This is a genomic window from Paenibacillus sp. 2TAB26, assembly GCF_052115145.1.
Classification (GTDB): Bacteria; Bacillota; Bacilli; order Paenibacillales; family Paenibacillaceae; genus Pristimantibacillus.
Genome location: NZ_JBFRGC010000011.1, coordinates 186691 through 206015 on the forward strand (window position 1 = coordinate 186691; position 19325 = coordinate 206015).

Here is a 19325-nt window from a genome sequence, read left to right on the forward strand (position 1 = left end):
CATGAGTCCTGCCTTTTCCGAATCGACTAAACCCGATTTGGAAATGGAGAGATTGGTATGAATACGGAGTCCGTTCAAAATGTAATTAAAACCCACAGTCCGCTGAGATGGTTCGGTGGAAAGCATTTTCTTGCAAAACACATTGTTCCACTTTTTCCTAAACATCATTGTTTTGTGGACGCTTTTGGAGGCGGTGCTCACTTATCTGTTGCTAAGCCTCAAAGCCCAGTAGAAATCTTCAATGATATTGACTCAGAGCTCATTCACTTTTTAATGACGCTAAGAAGTCAAAAGACAGATCTTCTACAAGCCTTAAGATCTCTCCCAACGAGTAGACAACTCTATAATGAGATGTTGAAGTCCGCGGCTCCTGCGAACCCTGTGGAGCGTGCAGCACGCTGGTATTATCTGCTGCGACAACGAATCATTCCAGCAAATGGTGTACCAAGTGGATTTCGTTACGGTAAGGTGAAAAATTCAGCGATTGATTATCAAAATTCTATTGTTCGACTGGATTCTTTCGAGCAGCGCTTTCGTTCTATTTTAATTGAGTCCCTAGATTTTAGAGAAGTGATCAAACGATATGATGGACCAAATACGTTCTTTTTTATTGATAGTCCCTATGTAGACAAAGAGCACTTCTATCTGGGCGGATTTAATAAGAAAGATCATATTGATCTTGCAGAATTACTACACGGTATTCAGGGCAAGTGCCTAGTCACTTACTATGGACACCCGCTTGTACTTGATCTTTATAAAAACTTCCACATACGGACGGTTGAAGCCCGTGTCGGTGCTGTTGTGAAAGCAGAACTGGGTCAGGAACGACGCAGAGAAACCGAATTTTTCTTTATGAATTACGATCCTGACGAGGTAGTAAGGCCATTTTTAAATTTCAGAATATAAAAAAATGATCGCTCAGTTATTACAACTGTGGCGATCTTTTTTTCACGGCTAAAATTTTAAAAAGAAGTTTCTATGTAAAAGGAAGTTTTTATTGCATCAATTATGGTAATGAGGTTTTTTTTCCATGTAGAAGTAAGTTGGAAATTTATACTCGTTCTATAGAGATAGAGTTAGAGGTCTGTTTAAAGCAGTTGCGAGTATTAAAGAAGATCGTGGGTAGTCTCCGGTAAATAAGGGGATTCATCATCGTCGTCCTGATCTATAATTTTCTCGTCACTGCGGATTCTCGCATCGAATACAGAAAAATCCTCAACCTTTATCGTAACAGATTTTTGAATTACATGTTTCATCTCTCTATCGATATCAAACTCGAAACTAATATTTGAAAACACATTTATATCGGCCGTTTTGGAAACCTGAAAGTCGGTTCCGACCTTTTCATAAACAGTAGCGTCTACGTCGATCTCAAAAAAGCCGTACATTGTTACGTGATCGCCTTCAATTCTGGTTGAAATTGACGAAATGGCCGGAAAACCGATTCCCCAGACCTCCACATCAACCACTACATCATCTAAATATGGTTGAAGCTCTCCCGAATGATTCAAAAATTCAGTTAACGTACCATCCCCATTGACAACTTCTTCGAAATCAACTCGGCTTGCTAATCTAGTCATTATATTGTCAGCACTATCTTCAATATCATCTAATTCGATATCAATAGAATAATATTTAAGTAGGTATGAGGCGAATTCGACGAATGTCATTATAAGTAATCGGTTCTTAGAGTATTCACTAAACTCGACCTCAAGCTCTTCTCGCTGAGTTCGCTGATTTTTGCTAAGATCCCACCAATCAGCCTTCACATCACTTGTGACGAATATAAATGATGAGTCCTTTTCTTTTGTCCGTTTAAGTATTTCCTTCCAAATAATGAAATCTCCATATTTCGCTGTTCCTTTTTCGTCCTTTTTATCTTTTCTGGTATCCTTAAATCCAGGAGGGATCTCGTGTTGAATGCGAATGTAGGCCTCTGTATAAATCGCAATTAATTCGGTATATCCAAACGGTGTACCTGCTGAAGCTCTTTTTGACAACTCGCCAACAAGCTTTTCGACTTGACCTGACTCAAGGAGTTTTCTCTTTATATGCTTTTGTTCTTTAAGTGAAACAGAAGCGCTTTCTATTTCTGTAATGATCTCATCAAGCCTACGAACCGCTGATTCAGCAACTTCCTTCGCATCTTTAATCTTGTAATTCGAAAACTTCTGTAACTGTGTGTTAACCTTTTCTTTTGCGCTATCGATAGAATTTTTTAAATCCTTGAATATATTTTTATGTTTGTCTTTCTCATCAGCAATAACAGACTTATACCTGTTATTAAATTCTTCTTTAACTTGGTTCGGCAACCAAAGCAGTTCATTTATTCGCCAAAGGCAATTCAAAACGTCAGCGGAAACCTCAGGACTCATTCGATATAAATCAAGATAACCGCTAGAATCAATTACTATTTCAGACCTGTTTAACATAAAATCCTCAAATTCATCTGCTGGAATACGCACGTTCTCTTATACCTCCTCAACAACAATTACATTATTCATTTTATCGATATTTGGTAGTTTTTACAATAAAACAGTGTCCATCCGACTTTGTTGACTGAACTGTCTTTCAATACTTCTCCAAGATCCGAAGCTTGTTGCAGTCCGGCGAACCGATTACCCGCCCTGACTCGGCGAATGTAGAATAAGGCTTCAATCTCCGTTATGGCTATCGACGTGTACTGTATCCTATCGACCAACAGCAACAGAAGCTGGAAGGAGGTAGACGTCATCGAATTTTGGGCAGGACCGGAGCGATATGCCATACCGGGACTTCCAGCATGAACGAGGCCACCAAGCGGTACAGCAAGGACATGTTTACGTATTCCGAGGCGCAGGGTTCTCCAAACAGCAAGAGGAACATCGTGTGGAACAGCCAGTGCATGCCACTACACTGTCACGCTGTTTCACAAACTTCGCCACTGTTGACGCAGGGGGGCGCTCGAGGTGGTACTTAGAGAGTGACATGTTCGCCGTCCACATCAGCCGGATAGGGAAATATATCCCGGCAAAGCGCTCCACGTACACCCGATCGTACTCCGGCTTTTATATCACGATCCAGCTGTCGGCCCCGCTCCTGCATGCGAGGTGTCCAAAGAAAATAAAGTATTAGACTGAAAAATAAAGTGTTAGACTCGGAAAATAAAGTTGTAGACTGAGAAAATAAAGCATTAGACTGCCGCCGCTTCATTAAGCTAACGGCAGTTTAGTTCAATAAGACTATATGATAAAATAAGGATAATAGTTTGTATTATAGGTGTTATGGATGAAAAACAACTGCTAAATAAAAAAAAAGACTTAGGGAAATTGCAGCTGGTGGATCAGATTCTACGTAAATTCTATGGTTATGGAGTTTTCTATGAGGTTTAGAGAAAAGGAAAGAAATAAGTCGAGGAGGAACGAAGTGAAAAAAATAATCAACATTTTTTTTATTGCGTGTTTTATTTTTACATTAGTGGGATGTTCTATAGATTCGAATGGGCATGAAGATAAAGCAAAAACACCGTCAAGTTCAAGCATAAGCACAAAAGCAGAAAATAATGCATCCGCTTCTGAAGTCACGGAGGCAAGCGGAGTATCAAGTGGTAGAAATCTAAGTGGATTCGACACAAAATCTAACAAAACGATTACTTGGAGCGGAATTGATTTTTCCTTTCCATCTTATTTCGATGTGTTAGACAAAGGTTCAACGGAAAATTTGATGCACTATTATCCTGAAGAAAAAGATTATTATGCGTCTATATTATTTCAGATTAAAGATTTTTCAGGGACACAAGAAGATTTTAATAGTAGTATACCTTCTATTGTTAAGAGTACCTTGGAAGCAGGGAAAATTGCCAACTCAGATATACAAAAATCAGAGAAAACAACAATTGCGGGTTTACCTGGTTGGACTATCACATATACCAGCCCTGACACAGAAGGTGTTGGGGTGATTTCTACTACGAGTTATTCATTTGCCTATAACATAGATGCTGGGAAAGTAGTAATGATTTCCTGCACTTACGACAGCAACGACAAGTCGAAATATGATTATTTAGGTGATTACAAGAAAGTATTGAAAACGGCAAAGTTGTTTGAAAGTACCAAACCAAGTAATGAATTGTTTTCAGGATACAAGCTTATTGAGGTTGATGGTGGTGATTTGTCTGGGCATCGTGAACCTAAAGTTGTTGTTGACATTGGTTACGGAGACCGTGAATATTGGGCATTTACTAATGAATATGGGCAATTAGTGCGAGTCAGTGCTACTGAAATTATTCTACAAGACGACAGTAAAGAACCTGTATTATCGTCTGGCAGATACTACCCTGATGAGGCAAAGGTTCCTGGTGTCGAAAGTGACGTATTGGATGAAGGACATATCATTGCTGATTCACTCGGAGGGGTATCAAATGCATATAATATTACCCCGCAAGATAGCACGCTAAACAGGCATGGTGATCAAGCGTATATGGAAGATACGATACGCAAAGCAGGCGGAGCAACGAATTTCGAAGCGATTATCACCTATCCGAACACCAAAACACAAATTCCTTCAAGTTATCAGTACACTTATACGTTAAAAGGTAAAGTGATTGTTGATAAATTTGATAACGTGAACCCTGACGAGGTAAACGCATCGCTTGGTTTGACAGGCGATGTAACTTCTAAACCTAATAGTACAAACACAAAGGGCGATCTTGCAAAGGTTGATACAAATGGAAATGGAAAAGTAACGATTAAAGAAGCAAAAGCGGCAGGTTATAGTATGCCAATAACGAGTGATCATTGGCTGTACAAATATATGGATGATCGTGATGGTGACGGCATGGTAGGCGAGTAAGACTAATATAAATGAACGAAAGAACAGACATTTTCCTCGTTGGACGCTTTATTTCAATTTTCAAATGGGTATCTGTACATGAAATAACTGAAATTAATTGTCATATCGACTATAAAATTTGTATGGTGAAAAAGTATAATAATTTATCACTAACGGAGAACGATAGTTGAACACAAAAAGGAGCATTTGCATAGGCAACTGCTCCTTTTTTTCATTACGCTAACGGGCAGGATAGTTCAATAAAAATTAATTATTCTCTTGTTCAAATATTACAGATTATGCCATAATTAAGGATCCTATAAGAAAAATTTTGAAAGGTTATTAATATAATAGAAAGGTGGGAGATTTTTGATAGAAACAAAACGTCTTATAATTAGAGAAATGGTGCAGTCCGATTATGATGCATTGTGCGGAATATTGTGTGATGAGGAAGTAATGCGTGCTGCTTATGAAAGTGCATTCAACTTAGAAGAAGCACAAAATTGGCTTAACAGACATCTTAAAAGATATGAAGAGTATGGTTTTGGACTTTGGGCTGTTGTATTAAAAGAAACAAACGAAATGATTGGTCAATGTGGCTTGACAATGCAAGGCTGGAGAGAAAAAGAAATTTTGGAAATAGGGTTTTTGTTTCAAAAAGCGTATTGGCACAAAGGTTACGCAACAGAAGCGGCAATTGCTTGCAAGGAATATGCTTTCTCAGTTCTTAATGCAAATAGGGTTTATTCTATTATTAGGGACACAAATGTAGCCGCTCAAAAAGTTGCTGTTCGAAACGGTATGAATATTATTGATAAAGATACTAAGAATTTTAGGAATATAGATATGGAATTTTTTCTGTATTTTGTAGAGCGAACAAAATGAGCAGGTGAAATTGAAAAAGGCTTCCATGATGAACCCATATACTGTTTGAAATTGAGCTAACGGGAAACGTTAGTTCAATGAAGGACCCTATACAAACGAAGAAGGAGCTGCTGCGGCAGCTCTTTTTACATCTTCACAAAAAGTTATTGTACAGTTGTACTGTTAGGTGTTGAACTAACGGGAGGATTGAGTGGTGGCAATCGGCTGTTTTTTCTGGGCTCTAACAATTACCGATATCGAAGGGAGTACTATAAATGTTAGAACTAAACAACTACACAAAAGAGGGATATAATCTTTAATATTATCGCAGTACTATTTGGAACCTCTGGATTTATTACTGGCTTATGGTACAACAAAAGGGAGGAATTGAAATGAAAAAGTTGTTAACTACTTGTCTCGGCTTTGTTGTAATTATTGTATTTTCAAGCTGCGCAGGTGAATCATCCAAAACATTAGATATAGATTTTATCAAGGAAAAAGCAGAAATTGGTCTTTCGATGTCTGAAGTAGAACTAGCATTTGGAAAAAATTACATCTCTGGTGAAGCAGATGGAGGAAAACTTTGGCTTTATGATACTACCAATAAAGAAGGCGCACACTATGAACGAAGATTAGAAGCGGTTGCCCACGAAGATATAATTGATGGGAATGTTGTAAACCAGTTGTTTATTAACTTCCAAAAGGAAAAAGCTATTATGTATTCATTCTTCTACAAGGGAGATGACGGGAAAGTGTGGGAATTTGTATTAAACCCTGACAAATCCACGATTGAAATACCTGTAAGCCAATAGCGACGTCAGACGAATTTGTTAAGGAAACAATTGTTTAACAATCACCATGGAAATAGTATGGATATTGTTTGGTATATCAATGATTTTAGGTGTTGGTGGAGTGATTTATTTTTCTTATTCCATTTTTAAAAGAAATGATTAATTAATAATTAATAATCCAAAAGTTAGTTGTTCCGCTAACGGGACACGTTAGTTAAACACACCATGGAGCAGTTGCAGTCAGCAGCTGCTTCATTTTTTCATTACGCTAACTGGCAGGTTAGCGTAACAGTGAGTAGTATTTTAAAGCGACATCGGGTTACCGCAATATATCAAAATGAAAAATTCAAATGAAAAAGAGTTTTAGACTGATCCAATATAAGAAGCAGCGGCGGACCAAGACTAGATTGATAACGTCTTAGACTGCCGCTTGTGAAACGATGCCTTTATGCTTTCTTGGTGAGGGCATATCCGAAGACGATATAATATTTCTGGAAATGTGGACTGTCTTCGAAATGCCAAGCATTGACGAACGTTGTCAGTCTATCATAGAGCTTTTCGAACACCTCTAGAGGAGCCGTACTACCGGTAATGTGGTTGCTTTTCTCTGCTAATTGTCCGAGCAGAGGAACGATCGTATAGAGCTTACTCAAATCACCCTGGACCGCTTTAATGATTTCGGCTGTATGTGGGCGCAGTGGGTTTCCGTTTCCGTCAAATCCCAGTTCGAATGTGTCCGTCGAATGCAACAAGACGCCTTTAACCGAGAGAAGCGACTGGATTGCCTCTATGAGTCCTTCCACAACGAGATTTGCCAGTTTGTTTAGGTTAACATTGAATGCACCGAACTGCGAAGGCAGAAACGACACTTGGTTCATGAAGACTGGAGCGACCAATTGGGTTGTGATATGGCAGGTCATGATGAAGTCGAATTGGCCTTGAATTGAGGTTGCCCATGTTGGATTATAGGTCAAGCCTTCCATGAGATGAATGAGTTCGGCTTCGGACTTGTCTGAAAGAGAAGAGGGCAGTTGATCGCTGACGCCCGATAGATCGGCAATGACGGTTTTGAACTTATTAGGATCGCTAACTTTCGTAAGTAGCCTGTCCAGCGCGGATTGATCAATATCTACAAGCACAATCTCTTCAAATCCTTTTTCCAAGAATTCGAGGGGAAGATCGTTGCCGTTGCCGGCGCCAAGCAACAAGGCTCGTCCGCCTAAGATGGAACGCTTACCATCGAGATTGCGGATAAGTCCTTCGGTGAGCTGACGATATTCGTCCCATAATTCCGTTTTGTTCTGGTTTTGCAGGTTGTCGTGGACTTGTTGCTCTTTTAAAATGTTCATTTTGAAGACCCCTTATCTTCTCATCATATCCATGAGTTCGTTATCATAGATTCGTCATGAACTGACGAATTTCTAATACTCTTATTTTACCATAATTTACTCACTTTAACTGGGAGAGGATTATCTCTTCTAAGGATGTGCTGCGAGCGATGCAGTCTAATTGTAAGAAGAAAATAAAGTTGTAGAGAAAATAAAGTAGTTGCAAAAGAGAAGGAAAGCAAAAAACACTACCCGTACTCGAGCTCCCTGAGATATGCAACCGGCGATAATCTGGGCCAGACTTTCACGCCGGGTAGTTACTGGCTCGTCGGCTAGGAGTATGTCATGCTGCACCGGCCGATGAACGCGCTGCCTTTCAAGGCCGTGAGGGCTCACTTCCTTTTTGGTTTTTCGACTTTTTTATGCTAAGCGTCCGAACCAGGTTGGGCTATAATAAGCGATATGATCAATCAGTTACAGTTGGTAGAAAAAAGGAGGGGATTGAACATGATCATTTCCGATAAGAAGCTGGTGCGCTTCGATATAGGCGTACCGTATGATGGTGGATCACTGACGATGGAAGAGCTCATTAAAGAGATTCAAGGAGAAGCCGAAGTGGAAAGCCCGGAACGGTCCAAGAATGAGACTCCCATTAACATCAGGCAGAAGCTTGTCGGCAGTCCTAGTGGGCTACGCCCTCTGCTCAAGAAGCGGCTTTATTTGGATTTGGATACCTATGGCGAGGAGCAGCAATTCGAGAAATTAAAACTGCTCAAGCTGCTGTATCAGTTCGAAAAGTCGTATTCGGGCAAAGTGAGAATTACAGATCTGCTGTCCAAAACCAGTCTCGAAAACGTCGACAAACGCTCTATAGGGGAAGACAGCGCAAACGGGAGTATCGTCACCGAACTGCAATTGCAGCTTCGCCGGGAGGTAGGCGACGTGTTCCCCCAGGATGTGGAGACAACGCTTAATGTAAGTGTTTCGTTGTGGCATGAGAAGCTTAGGCGAGTTGCAATCATTGCCTCAAACCGGAAGCTCGATCGGGAGGTTCGTTTACAGGAATTGAAAAGGATTCGGGACGGACTGGCCCGCGAATTGACCGCATTTCCGCCGCTTGTGGGAGTCGGGAATGCGAAGGTTATGGAATCGTTCTACCTTCGGGTGTCGCAGATGAAGCAGCTGGCGAAGACCGACGATTTGAGCAGGGCAATTGCATTCCTGTTGCAAAGCAGCCAAACGATGGGGATGCTCCAAGCAAACATAGAGCCTCTCGAGCTCCCGCCACTTATCGTTAAAGACCCCAAGGCTTATGTTGCAAAATCAATTGATAAGGTTGCGGCAGCGGTCTTTGGGCGTGTAGACACCACCGGAGAAGAGCGCAGTGAGCTGATCCGACTGTCCGTGCATATCGAGCCACTGTTTGAACAGGTGAAACAGCAAGGCGCCGCTGCGGAACACGATTTGAATCCGCTTTTTATCGTGAGCTGTCTGCAAGAGATTCTCATGAGTGCTCGCTTGAAAATAGCGGATGACGAGTTTGAGTACCGCAATCCTTACTATGGGTGGAACAGCAAAGGGCAACCGCTGATGGCCGTTTTGAGAAAGCTGACCAATGGGAAACACGTGGAGGAAGCCTGCAGGTTGGTCTGGATTCTCAAGGTACTGAGACGCCGCTGCGCTAATCAGGGTACGCTGGAGGATTATATCGTACAGCTTGATATCGAGAAGCTGGTCAACGAAGTTTTTGTGGTCCTAGCGAAGCTTCCGACTCTCACAGCTGTATATGCCTCCAATCGGGTTCTGGGTTCGCAGATCGTTGTGACCTTGCAGCCGCTGTCTTTCCATACGGAGCGGCTACGCTCGGAGGTTGCGGACAGCACAGGTTTTATCGTGGAATGGCTGCCACAGGCTCAATGCCTATTCCAGTATTTCGAGGACCCGAAAGACGCAGAGATGCTCATTCACATTATCGTGCGACATATCCTGGCCTTCCAGGAAGACGATAGGAATGATGACACAAGAACGGTCGACGAACGAAAGGTCCTATTTTACGCTATGGGTGAGGAAATCACGATGCAGTATGCTTTCAATCGGGAAGTCAAGTCGGTGTCGATCCTCTCATTCCGGACGGCTGAGATGGAGAGTGACCGGAGAATGATGCTACATGCGGGATTCACTATGCCAGAAACATCTTCAATCAAGGGGAGGGGCGAATCGAGATCAAAGCCGAATGTCTAAGATTTCGCTTTGAGGAAGGCTCATTTGAACTGTATCAGAAAGCTCCTGGACGTAAGGGCAGGCGTGACGGGTACAGATTTGAGAATCGTGGAACCAGATGGGGATAGAAAACAAAGTCGTCCAAACTCATTCTTCCATGCATCCGTCATCACGGATGAAGGTACCTAACTGCAGGGAAACCGAATTGACCGTTTCTTCAAGGACGAAATGGGGAATTTAACAGGAAAACTGCTGGATGCGATTGAAGTGGCCATGCCGGAATCCATCGAGGTCTAAGAGTGAGCCGCCGGCTACTACCAAGCAGCAGAAACGGAGCTTTGAAAATGGCTCAAGCGAGCAGAACGTGTATTGAAGGTTCAGAAGAAGCGAAAGATTGACCTGCCGAGATTAGGAGCTTATGTACGGCTTTGTCGATCCTACTTCATAAGTTCTTGTTACGCCGGTTACAAACTTTAATCGATGGGCGATGTTCGTCGAAACAACTATACGAAGTATATCGTCCTCCTCGTCGAGCCATTCTACTGTTTTTCTAGTATCGAGGAGACAACCGGTGACCTCTTAGAAGACGATGAGGAGACGGATTCGATTGACTCTATGCTCTTAATCCGAAAGGGGACCTGTATTTTGGCAAAGAAATTAGAAGACCTCAACTTGGTAGCTATGGAGTGTGCCTTAGAAACCCGGCGCGATGAATTGAGAAACGTAAGAGAAGTCTCCGGCAAAAAGAATAAATCGATTGAAGAACAAACGTTGAATGCATATTTAAATCAGGATTATTGGTTGGCATTTCACGGAGCATATCGCCTTCTGCTATTCCCTATTATCGTAGAAGCAAAGCGGCTATATCGAAAGAAATTTCGGCATAAAAAACCAGAGCAATACAACTACCAACTTGAAAGCTGTGTGGAAAAAGTCTACTTCTTATCAGAAACCACTAAGAAAGCAATTTTGGAAGACATTAAATTCACGATACAATTGAATAATAAAGAAAAGGAATTTGAATGGTCCATCCGGAAAATAAGAAATGAAACGGTGCATAATGAAAATTATTGGAGCGAATACTTGACTGAGCAATTTGATTATCAGCGGATGACGCTACATTTAATAGATCTGGCGAATTGTATCCGAAAGGAACAGCAAGGATATCAACCTAAAAATAAAAAAMAAAMACGACGCCATCCGAGAGCTCTTGCTCGCACTAGAAGGCTACTAAAGGAAGCGTAAACCACTAAATCGAACAAGCTACAAGGAGCAGAGAAGATCCTCTTATTCTGCTCCTTCCTTCTCAAATCAACACTCAGAGAATTCCCCCTTCACACATTGTCAAATATCGATTCTTGTTTCATGTCCAAAGAAAATTAAGAAGAGCAGAATTCAATCCATTCGCCAGAAAGTAATTCCCGTTATCGCAGACCACTTATTTACTGGGTTTACCCGCTGGTGTATAATAGAATACATTACGAATGACGAAAAATTTTCCTTGCCGTTACTTATTCGAGCAGGGAAGGAGACGCTTTTCAGCGATTTTACAAAGGTACGAATATTGGAGCGCATTGGCATACGGAGACCGTATGTCTTTTTTGCGTTCTTTTTTTCGTTTCCAAACAAGGAGGATATTCATTTATGGAAGTTGAGAACACAAAAAACCTATACGTAAAGGCATGGTTTTTGTCACCTGAAGAGATTGAAAGGCAACTGAGTAGTTTAACTACTCCTTGGAAAAGAATAAATAATCAGTTCTTCTTCCTTGTAACGGCAGCTAATTACAACGAGGTATTATTCTCAATCCATGAATTAAATCTGACAAACGGGTCAACGATCCACGAGAGTGATATCGACTATGTACAGAATACTCAGGAAGAAATTGAGAAGCTACATCATGAAATTTATAGCCAAGCCAACATCATATTTCGCTGAAGGGAATCATGAACCATGACAAAGACAACGTTTACGCTAAAGTATTTTTACACAATGGCTTCCTATGTAAAGAAAAGGGTTATCAACTCAATAGCCTGTATTTCTAACCGCATCAATCGAAGCGAGAGCTGCGATAACTGTGATTACTTGGATAGAGATGGATTAGATCCGGAAGTGTTAGGAATACGTATCTTGAGTTATAGCATCTCTCATTACTTGGAGAGCGAAGAGAACTCAAAAAATAATTATTTTTTGCTGTTACAGCATGTAAAAAATCGTTATGAATTGTTAACCGGTACCCAGCTCCGGTATCATCGGGTAGCCATGTTCGATTATAGGAACCAGGCGATGAAAGACCTTTTGATTCCATCTAAAGGAATCGTTGATGCCTATCAGCTCGCTGCAAATAGCGGGCTTAATGCTCGCCCCCTATCAATTCGTCCATGTTAATTGAATAGTTTTACCCTCTGCACGGGGGAATATCGACCTCCCTGTGCAGAGGGGGAGGGATTGGAAGGTTGTTAATTAGTGACTAAGGAGAAAAACAAAGATCACTTGTATCGAGTATCCCGCTTCACACCAGAGAGACTTGCACGGCTGCCACATGAAGTATCAGGATATGCCCGGGCAATTGGTGGGATGCCCAAAAGCCATTTAGAAGTATTCGATAAAAGAGGGTGGCTATTGCCCTTTCTATTTACTTATGATGCTCTCTTATGGGGGCGCTGGGATTATTGGTTGGAGATTAGGCAGAAGGGCACGATAACCGGGAGTGGACCTATTCCACAAATTGAGTGGGCCGATCTCGGATCGGCAAGGACGCTCGCGACTAAGAACATGTTCACAAGTTGCTTATCTCATCATGAAGCGACTATCGATCATTTTTCGGATTGGCTCCTATGGGGCCTGGCCAGTACGGATGAGAAGCCGCGTATATCTGCGAAACTAAATGAACACTTCTATCGTGAATTTGATCTATTTCTTGTCCTGGATAATCCAACAGATTATCTTTCACAAGTTTTGTGTGACGAGACCGGAAAGGGATATAAGTCGGGGCTTGGTTACTTTCCTACTCCATTTCCAATTACTCGTATGATGGTTGAAATGACACATGGCGATGGAGACCCAGAGGAGAAAAAACGACAAGCGGTCATGGATCCCTGTGTTGGAACTGGTGCGATGCTTTTACCAGCTTCAAACTACTTCCTTCGCGGATATGCTCAGGATATATCTGGAATCGCAGTGAAGCTCTGCAAAATCCAAATGTACTTCTATGCCCCCTGGTATGCCAGTCCTGGTGATGTAACCGGTTATGACAAGATGGAGGTTCCAATTCAACTTGTACCCGCCATACCGAGTCGAAAAGGTAAAATAACGACTGATCAATTTGCGTTTGCCTTCTGACGCAGGCGGTATTTTATAAGATGAAATTAGATGTTGATTATTGAACTAGTTATCTCATTTATATTAGCAGACATTCCCCTGCATGGGAGCCTAAACAAAAAAGCTCCCGGTGCAGCGGGAGCTAATGGAGTGATTGATATGAATAGTATGTTAATAGAGTCAGAAAGCCTGTATGCAGTCGTGCCAAATACAATGATGGAATACAAAACGATTTGGTGCCGGCTTGAGAATGGATCTTATTGGTGTTACCGCTCTCGGCCAGCGGATACTGCAGAGCAGCTCATTAAAGAATATAACAAAGTTGTTCAGCCTGGACGCAAGTATTTTACTTTTCCTCAAGGATTTGATGCAAAGCTATTAGGCACAAACGAGTTTGGGCCGACTTTACTTCAAGCTATCGAGGATCATTTACGTCATCCAAACGACTTTAAGTTCCAACGTATCAAAGAACAGATTGTTGAGATGGCCATACATTTTCATGGTATGACACCAGATACAGTCTTTTTAATTGAAAAGGGACTGTGCGTCTTATATCAACAGGCAGAGGAGATGGATTCAAATGGCACAAGAGATTGAGGTAACTCTCCGCATTCGCGTTGCTGATGACCAACTGCAGGCTGCCGGTGTCACAGTTGAGCAATTGGCTCAGAATATGATTCTCTTCGAGCACGGATTCGATATACCTTATGTTGTTCTCTCCCAGAGGGAGCGGGATACCGATCCGGTAGAACGATGTGCAATTGTAATAACCAAAGTCATTGTTGGAATCGAAATAGAAAATATAAAGAAATTCGAGAAAGAAGAACAGTTTATGAGAGATTACTACGGTAACGATAATTAACTGACAGCCGTTTTGGAGGCTATTATCCAGGATATGCGGAGTAACTCATCGAATATAAGTTCATCTATTAATAGAAGAACGATCAAAGGATAACGGGACCTTTATATTTTAAGTCTTTACCCTCTGCACTCGGGGACAATCTTCACTCCTCGGTGCAGCGGGGAGTAATTTAGGGGTAATTAAAATGAAATTTTCAATTGTATGTCAGTGCACTGGTGTTGGATGTAATCTTTGCGAAGGTACAGGTTTTATTCCGAGCACAGACCTTCATTTCGCGGATTTAAAGGAAGGAGTTTCTTACAAGGTAATCGGCCCGTATTCAGATGAATTTTCCTTCGCGGAAGCTTACATCAAAAGGGGAACAGATACGTTGTCATTTACCTTCACCTCACAAGATGAAGCGAATGGTGGACAGTCACAAAATGCTGAATTAAGAATAGTAGTATTTAAAATCGAACTTCTAGGTCTTCTACGGAATATCGGGATTAAATATGGCATTCCGGAGAATGAATCGGAATTTTTAATTAAACATTTAGTGGATTATCAAGACCTTGATGTTTACCAGGTTAGTGATCTGGTAGAAGTGATTGGTGTTGGTATTGAAGAGGCGGAAATGACGGGCAACTTACGGGAGTGGGACTCGAAATACGGTACCACTCTTCGCTGCATGGTATCTATTCTGCCTAAAAGTGAATGGTCCGTAGATCTTGACTATGCCGAACTGTGTGGATATATTGTCGATCGAATGAACCGTGATAATGTCACACTTCTTTGGGCATTAAGAGAGTTTGAGAAAGATCGAAGTAATGCTCGAGGAGTTTCGGTTCTAGATATACTTGTGCGTTCGGTAAAAACGCTTGGTCAATTAGAGCGAGATATTATGCTTAAGATGAAGCCTGTACAGCCATTCATACTATCAAAAAAACATAAAGAAGTAGCAGAGAAAGCACTACAGTCGTATATAGAGTTCTCACCATTAACTCCGAAGTCAATTAACAGAGGATGCTGTGAAGATTTTGCTGAATATCTGAATTCGTCATATACTTCTGAAGGATTAAGTTCGCATGAAACCTTTTGTACATTTGATTTTATATCCTCTAATGTTAGCCTTAGCGATTACACTGGAGACTGTGAATGTATAAAAGATTGGCGAGAAGATTCTATGTCTTCTCTTGGTGTACCTTTTAAATATTTTCAAGAATATCGAAAAAAAGTAGAAAAATTCGAACCTAAAAGTTTGGTTTGTTACCATGTGTGGTTGTACGACGGAAAATATCATTATGATTCTGAATGCTTAGATGGGGTAATAAATCCGTTAGAATTGCCTTTCTTTCAAAGACTTACAATGGGGCAAAATTAATACAGAGAAAAGAACGTAGAATGTAACTATTGGTGCGAATTAAATATTAACCACCTGCAGCGCGGGAAATGGTTTATAAACATCAGCGAATCATCTCATCAAGATCAGCTGCTCCTGTAATGATTTATATAAAGGAAATATAAATTCTTAATATCGGAAGGAGGAAGTCCCTAGTACAGCGGGGGATTTCCCCACCGTACTAGGGATAACCAAATATGAAGAATAAGCTTATCTTACAGAAGGTTTATACAGTTAGTAGTAAACGGGGTAAACCTCGATTATGGCTTCAGCATATTGTTAACGAGACGGCTAATTTCAAACCTGGTGTCACTCTTTATATTCATGTAGATGAAGATGAAAAGACGATCACGCTGCAGAATAGTCCCTATACTCATGCTGGTAATGTTCACGAAGTGAGTGTCTCCTCAAGAGTTAATAGAGTGAGCGGGCAGCCGCGTCCCTTAGTTGATGCAAGTGGAGAAAAATTCTCTACGGTGCTATGTATCCAGGATAAGATTGAAATCAGTGTCTATCGAAATGGTGACTTTGGACAAGTGATTGTTCGCCCGCTTCGTTTTCGACTATTCGAATCAGAAACTTTTGAATCTCCTGCAGATGAAAGACTCCGCCTTATTTCAATATGTGCGGGGAGCGGACTTGGTTCATCGCTATTTGTTGATACATCCTTCTATACAGCAACAATGGAGGTTGAGATCGAGGAAGACAGTGCAAGCGTATTGAAACATAATCTTCCATACAGCTTCTTGGTTAATTCTGATTTACGCGATGTTAATTTAGTTGCAAAAGGAGATGTGGCTTTTGTCACTTTAGATTGTTCAGAATTTTCGTCGCTTGGTGATTTGGACCAAGGGTATTTTGACAATTTAATTCTCGGGACATATAAAATTTTAAAAGCTGCAGAACCGCGTGTTATTTTTTATGAAAATGTTCCGCAGTTCTACCAATCGTCGACCTATAATGATCTGCAACAACTACTGTCTCATGACTTCCCTTATCATGTCGGTCCTATCCGGTTAGAGAGTCATGCGTTCGGCAGCATAGCACGTCGAGATCGTTCATATGCGGTATCTTTTAGGGACAAGGAAGACTTTGATCTCTTTCGAATTCCAAAGCCACCAGCAGTACGTCATAAGCGTCTAAAGGAATTCTTAGACCCGGCATCAACTGTTCACGTGTGGAAATCACTTGATAAATGGATGAATAGTTTTAAGTCTAAGGCAGAAAAAAATAATTCATGGTCAGAGAGGAATATCGAGAAGACGTTTGTGACTGAAGAGGCTACTGAATTACAGTGCATACCACGACGATATCGATCGCAATCAGCGAGCAATTCTTATGTGCTTAGCAAGGATCGAAAGAGTTGGCGCTTTCTTACAGTAAGCGAGTTACGTCGTATTTTTTCGATACCTGATTGGTTTGAATTTCCTTCTCATATTCCCATTTATCGAATCTATGAAATGATAGGTCAAAGTGTTTGTGGAAGAGTAATAAAAAGTTTTGCCAATGAAATTGCCTCTGTGTTCTTCAGGAGGCATGCCTCAGAAAGTTCAACACAAAGGGTGGAAAAAAGTGACAATCTAAAGTTATCTCTTGATCAATCTGGTCAAATAGGATTTGTTATTTAGTAATTATGAAACTATTGACGAAAAAAAACTCCGGGGGTATTAGCCCACGGAGTTTTTTTACATATGTAAGAGGAATGCTTCTCGAGCGTGAGGATGTTCTAAATCTTCTTCCGTTAAAGGGCGCATATTTTTAGTTAGACGTTGGTGACTCGTTGATTCTATTTCTCGAACAATTTGCCCAACGAGTTCTTCTTGTGCTGCGTGCCGACTTTTAATTTTCTCTCGAACGCATTGATCGTAAAACGTTACGGTTTGTCTAATACGTAAGTTTAATTGATCAAGTGATGTTTTCAAATCTTTTTCATCTTCGGGCATATATTCTTTATCAGATGCGGCGTAGTTTTCTTTTATCGCTTTAATAATGTATCCTGATAGGCTGCCTATTTCTGCGTTTTGCTTCTTTTCATATACATATTTAATATTCGCACGTATATGGTTTTCTCCATGATTAGAAAGGAGCTCGTTTGCAGTTTTTTTATTAATTTCAAAGCGCCCTAGCAAATCGTAAACCGTTTCGCTATCTATGTATTCGGCATCATTTATTCCGATTCGAGGAGCACGATTGTTCTTGAAGATGTGAAAGGTAACCCCAACAACTTTATTTCCATTTTTTATTTCTTCAATGGTGAATCGAATGTCGGTTTTTTCTTCGAGCTCACGCTGCGCATTCAGGAGTATTCGATTTTTCAAATGACTGTAAAGTGTGTATTTACCGTCTTCAATTTCTAATTTATCTTTCAACTCAGCAAGCGTAGAAAATTTCCTTTTACCTAATGGGAGATACTGCTTGAGAAGCTTATACAGTTTGGAAGAATAAAAACTTTTTAAATACAATACGTTCCATAATTTATAGTTCGTAAAATTATTTTTTAGCTGAAGGAGGTAAGGTCCAAGTAGCTGTGAAAATTCTAACTCAATGATCCCTTTTCCGTGATAGTAACGTGAAGCTGAAAGCCAGTTTGCTTTGAGTGTTGAATTACTGGCTTGGTCTTCAATGATGACTTGTTTATGCTGCAGCCGATCAATTATTTCTCGAACTCGTTTGTAAAAGTTCTTTTCAGTTAGATCCAATTTCTCTGCAATCTTTTTTACACTAAAAAAACAAGTACGGAAATGTGTGTCTTCTGGATTGATACGTGAAGCTAATATGTATATTAAGCGTTCTTCATAAAGATCAAGATTAGTACGTGCTTCAATAAGTGCGTTGGATTCCGTTACGATATAGTGGTCGGCAATGCGATCGGTTTCAAAATCTAATTCAATTTGTAATTGATCCATAAGGCTGCCTCCACTCTCTTAATAATAGATTTATATAAAACTATATGGCACTTTACGTTTGATTTCTACTCCTTTTCGTGTGGCAGTAAAATTCTAGAAAAAACCAGAGAAATGCCACATGTAGGGGAGTTATAACTAAGTTAAAACTGAATATAAGTGACATTTGAACGTATTTTGGCTCAAATTTGAGAAATTATAGAAGTGCCACACGTAAGGGCATTATCCTTTTTTTCATAAATGTACTGCCACACGTACGGGAGTGTTATTTACTCTGTTTCATATTACACTACCTTGTTAATTATTAAAGCCATAAACATCTTTTTATATTTATATAGTTTTATTTTTTTTTGGTTTTGTATTTTTATTGTTTAAATCTGTTTTAGGAAGCCGTAAACCCGTATGATTATTAACCTCATTAAGTGCTAGTGCCACAAGGACGGGAGTGTTGTGCCACAAGGAAAGGAGTATCCCATCACAAAAGAGGGAGTGGGCCTGCCACGCGGAAGGGTGTGGATAGTCACACAAAAGGGAGTAGACTGCCACGCGGACGGGAGTTTAATGATATCTGCTGCTACTTGATTCATTAGTACCCAAATTACTCCCGTTCGTGTGGCATTTCTCAAATTTAATATTAAAGACTCCCGTTTATGTGGCATTTCATTTTGTTCCTATTGTCACATAACGAGTCCTCAAGGTATAATTTACCTATTATGAAATTCGATTTTCTATTCTCTGCCGTCGCTTATTCGGCAAAGAAGGGTAGCTATTTTATAGCATATATATAAGGGCCATCAAAAGAAGGTATGTAGAAGCAGACGGGATCCGTATGCTTTTTTTCATACCTTCTTT

At 40.6% G+C, this 19325-nt stretch carries 16 protein-coding genes and 1 pseudogene; 13 read left to right on the forward strand and 4 right to left on the reverse strand.

The genetic code is table 11. The features are described 5' to 3' along the window. Positions 1-57: 57 nt before the first annotated feature. Positions 58-906, forward strand: a complete 849-nt coding sequence (locus tag AB4Z50_RS14970; protein ID WP_441880176.1) for a DNA adenine methylase — start codon at positions 58-60, stop codon at positions 904-906. 200 nt (positions 907-1106) lie between these two features. Here AB4Z50_RS14970 and AB4Z50_RS14975 read toward each other — a convergent pair whose 3' ends face one another. Beyond that, a complete protein-coding gene (locus AB4Z50_RS14975) occupies positions 1107-2465 on the reverse strand; it encodes a PIN-like domain-containing protein (protein WP_441880178.1) in 1359 nt (452 codons plus the stop codon). Between the two features lie 35 nt (positions 2466-2500). Then, positions 2501-2767, reverse strand: a complete 267-nt coding sequence (locus AB4Z50_RS14980) for a hypothetical protein (RefSeq protein ID WP_441880179.1) — start codon at positions 2765-2767, stop codon at positions 2501-2503. 1328 nt (positions 2768-4095) lie between these two features. Here AB4Z50_RS14980 and AB4Z50_RS14985 point away from each other — a divergent pair. From AB4Z50_RS14985 to AB4Z50_RS14995, 3 genes and pseudogenes are all read left to right on the forward strand, one after another. Then, positions 4096-4827, forward strand: a pseudogene (locus AB4Z50_RS14985) (DNA/RNA non-specific endonuclease); the annotation flags it as partial. Positions 4828-5175: 348 nt separating this feature from the next. After that, a complete protein-coding gene (locus tag AB4Z50_RS14990) occupies positions 5176-5691 on the forward strand; it encodes a GNAT family N-acetyltransferase (protein ID WP_441880181.1) in 516 nt (171 codons plus the stop codon). A gap of 371 nt (positions 5692-6062) precedes the next feature. Beyond that, complete coding sequence (locus AB4Z50_RS14995) at positions 6063-6482, forward strand: hypothetical protein (protein WP_441880183.1); 420 nt, start codon at positions 6063-6065, stop codon at positions 6480-6482. A 425-nt stretch (positions 6483-6907) separates the two neighbouring features. Here AB4Z50_RS14995 and AB4Z50_RS15000 read toward each other — a convergent pair whose 3' ends face one another. Beyond that, positions 6908-7810, reverse strand: a complete 903-nt coding sequence (locus AB4Z50_RS15000; RefSeq protein WP_441880185.1) for a hypothetical protein — start codon at positions 7808-7810, stop codon at positions 6908-6910. 486 nt (positions 7811-8296) lie between these two features. Between AB4Z50_RS15000 and AB4Z50_RS15005 the strand changes: the two genes are divergently transcribed. From AB4Z50_RS15005 to AB4Z50_RS15045, 9 genes are all read left to right on the forward strand, one after another. After that, a complete protein-coding gene (locus AB4Z50_RS15005) occupies positions 8297-10030 on the forward strand; it encodes a hypothetical protein (protein WP_441880187.1) in 1734 nt (577 codons plus the stop codon). Positions 10031-10654: 624 nt separating this feature from the next. Next, positions 10655-11254: a hypothetical protein gene (locus AB4Z50_RS15010; protein ID WP_441880189.1), complete on the forward strand. Its 600-nt coding sequence runs from the start codon at positions 10655-10657 to the stop codon at positions 11252-11254. A gap of 399 nt (positions 11255-11653) precedes the next feature. Further along, positions 11654-11947, forward strand: coding sequence for a hypothetical protein (locus AB4Z50_RS15015; protein ID WP_441880191.1), 294 nt, complete (start codon positions 11654-11656; stop codon positions 11945-11947). 15 nt (positions 11948-11962) lie between these two features. Further along, positions 11963-12397 carry a hypothetical protein gene (locus AB4Z50_RS15020; protein ID WP_441880193.1) on the forward strand — a complete coding sequence of 145 codons (435 nt, stop codon included), beginning with the start codon at positions 11963-11965 and terminating at the stop codon, positions 12395-12397. A gap of 78 nt (positions 12398-12475) precedes the next feature. Beyond that, positions 12476-13351, forward strand: coding sequence for an N-6 DNA methylase (locus tag AB4Z50_RS15025; RefSeq protein ID WP_441880195.1), 876 nt, complete (start codon positions 12476-12478; stop codon positions 13349-13351). Between the two features lie 30 nt (positions 13352-13381). Next, positions 13382-13927, forward strand: a complete 546-nt coding sequence (locus tag AB4Z50_RS15030) for a hypothetical protein (protein WP_441880197.1) — start codon at positions 13382-13384, stop codon at positions 13925-13927. Beyond that, on the forward strand, positions 13911-14192 hold the full coding sequence (locus AB4Z50_RS15035; protein WP_441880199.1) for a hypothetical protein: 282 nt from the start codon (positions 13911-13913) through the stop codon (positions 14190-14192). The genes AB4Z50_RS15030 and AB4Z50_RS15035 overlap by 17 nt, the downstream gene beginning before the upstream one ends. A gap of 184 nt (positions 14193-14376) precedes the next feature. After that, complete coding sequence (locus AB4Z50_RS15040) at positions 14377-15552, forward strand: hypothetical protein (RefSeq protein ID WP_441880201.1); 1176 nt, start codon at positions 14377-14379, stop codon at positions 15550-15552. Positions 15553-15767: 215 nt separating this feature from the next. Continuing rightward, positions 15768-17198 carry a DNA cytosine methyltransferase gene (locus tag AB4Z50_RS15045; RefSeq protein ID WP_441880203.1) on the forward strand — a complete coding sequence of 477 codons (1431 nt, stop codon included), beginning with the start codon at positions 15768-15770 and terminating at the stop codon, positions 17196-17198. Positions 17199-17255: 57 nt separating this feature from the next. On the opposite strand, the gene AB4Z50_RS15050 is transcribed toward AB4Z50_RS15045, so the two are convergent. Continuing rightward, complete coding sequence (locus AB4Z50_RS15050; protein ID WP_441880205.1) at positions 17256-18476, reverse strand: replication initiation protein; 1221 nt, start codon at positions 18474-18476, stop codon at positions 17256-17258. Positions 18477-19325 lie beyond the last annotated feature (849 nt).

Bases quoted from the DNA above. Each gene is read 5' to 3' on its own strand.
- AB4Z50_RS15020 (WP_441880193.1), top strand. From the start codon at position 11,963: ATGACAAAGACAACGTTTACGCTAAAGTATTTTTACACAATGGCTTCC.
- AB4Z50_RS15045 (WP_441880203.1), top strand. From the start codon at position 15,768: ATGAAGAATAAGCTTATCTTACAGAAGGTTTATACAGTTAGTAGTAAA.
- AB4Z50_RS15015 (WP_441880191.1), top strand. From the start codon at position 11,654: ATGGAAGTTGAGAACACAAAAAACCTATACGTAAAGGCATGGTTTTTG.
- AB4Z50_RS14970 (WP_441880176.1), top strand. From the start codon at position 58: ATGAATACGGAGTCCGTTCAAAATGTAATTAAAACCCACAGTCCGCTG.
- AB4Z50_RS15000 (WP_441880185.1), bottom strand. From the start codon at position 7,810: ATGAACATTTTAAAAGAGCAACAAGTCCACGACAACCTGCAAAACCAG.
- AB4Z50_RS15005 (WP_441880187.1), top strand. From the start codon at position 8,297: ATGATCATTTCCGATAAGAAGCTGGTGCGCTTCGATATAGGCGTACCG.
- AB4Z50_RS14980 (WP_441880179.1), bottom strand. From the start codon at position 2,767: ATGGCATATCGCTCCGGTCCTGCCCAAAATTCGATGACGTCTACCTCC.
- AB4Z50_RS14995 (WP_441880183.1), top strand. From the start codon at position 6,063: ATGAAAAAGTTGTTAACTACTTGTCTCGGCTTTGTTGTAATTATTGTA.
- AB4Z50_RS15040 (WP_441880201.1), top strand. From the start codon at position 14,377: ATGAAATTTTCAATTGTATGTCAGTGCACTGGTGTTGGATGTAATCTT.
- AB4Z50_RS15035 (WP_441880199.1), top strand. From the start codon at position 13,911: ATGGCACAAGAGATTGAGGTAACTCTCCGCATTCGCGTTGCTGATGAC.
- AB4Z50_RS15030 (WP_441880197.1), top strand. From the start codon at position 13,382: ATGTTGATTATTGAACTAGTTATCTCATTTATATTAGCAGACATTCCC.
- AB4Z50_RS15050 (WP_441880205.1), bottom strand. From the start codon at position 18,476: ATGGATCAATTACAAATTGAATTAGATTTTGAAACCGATCGCATTGCC.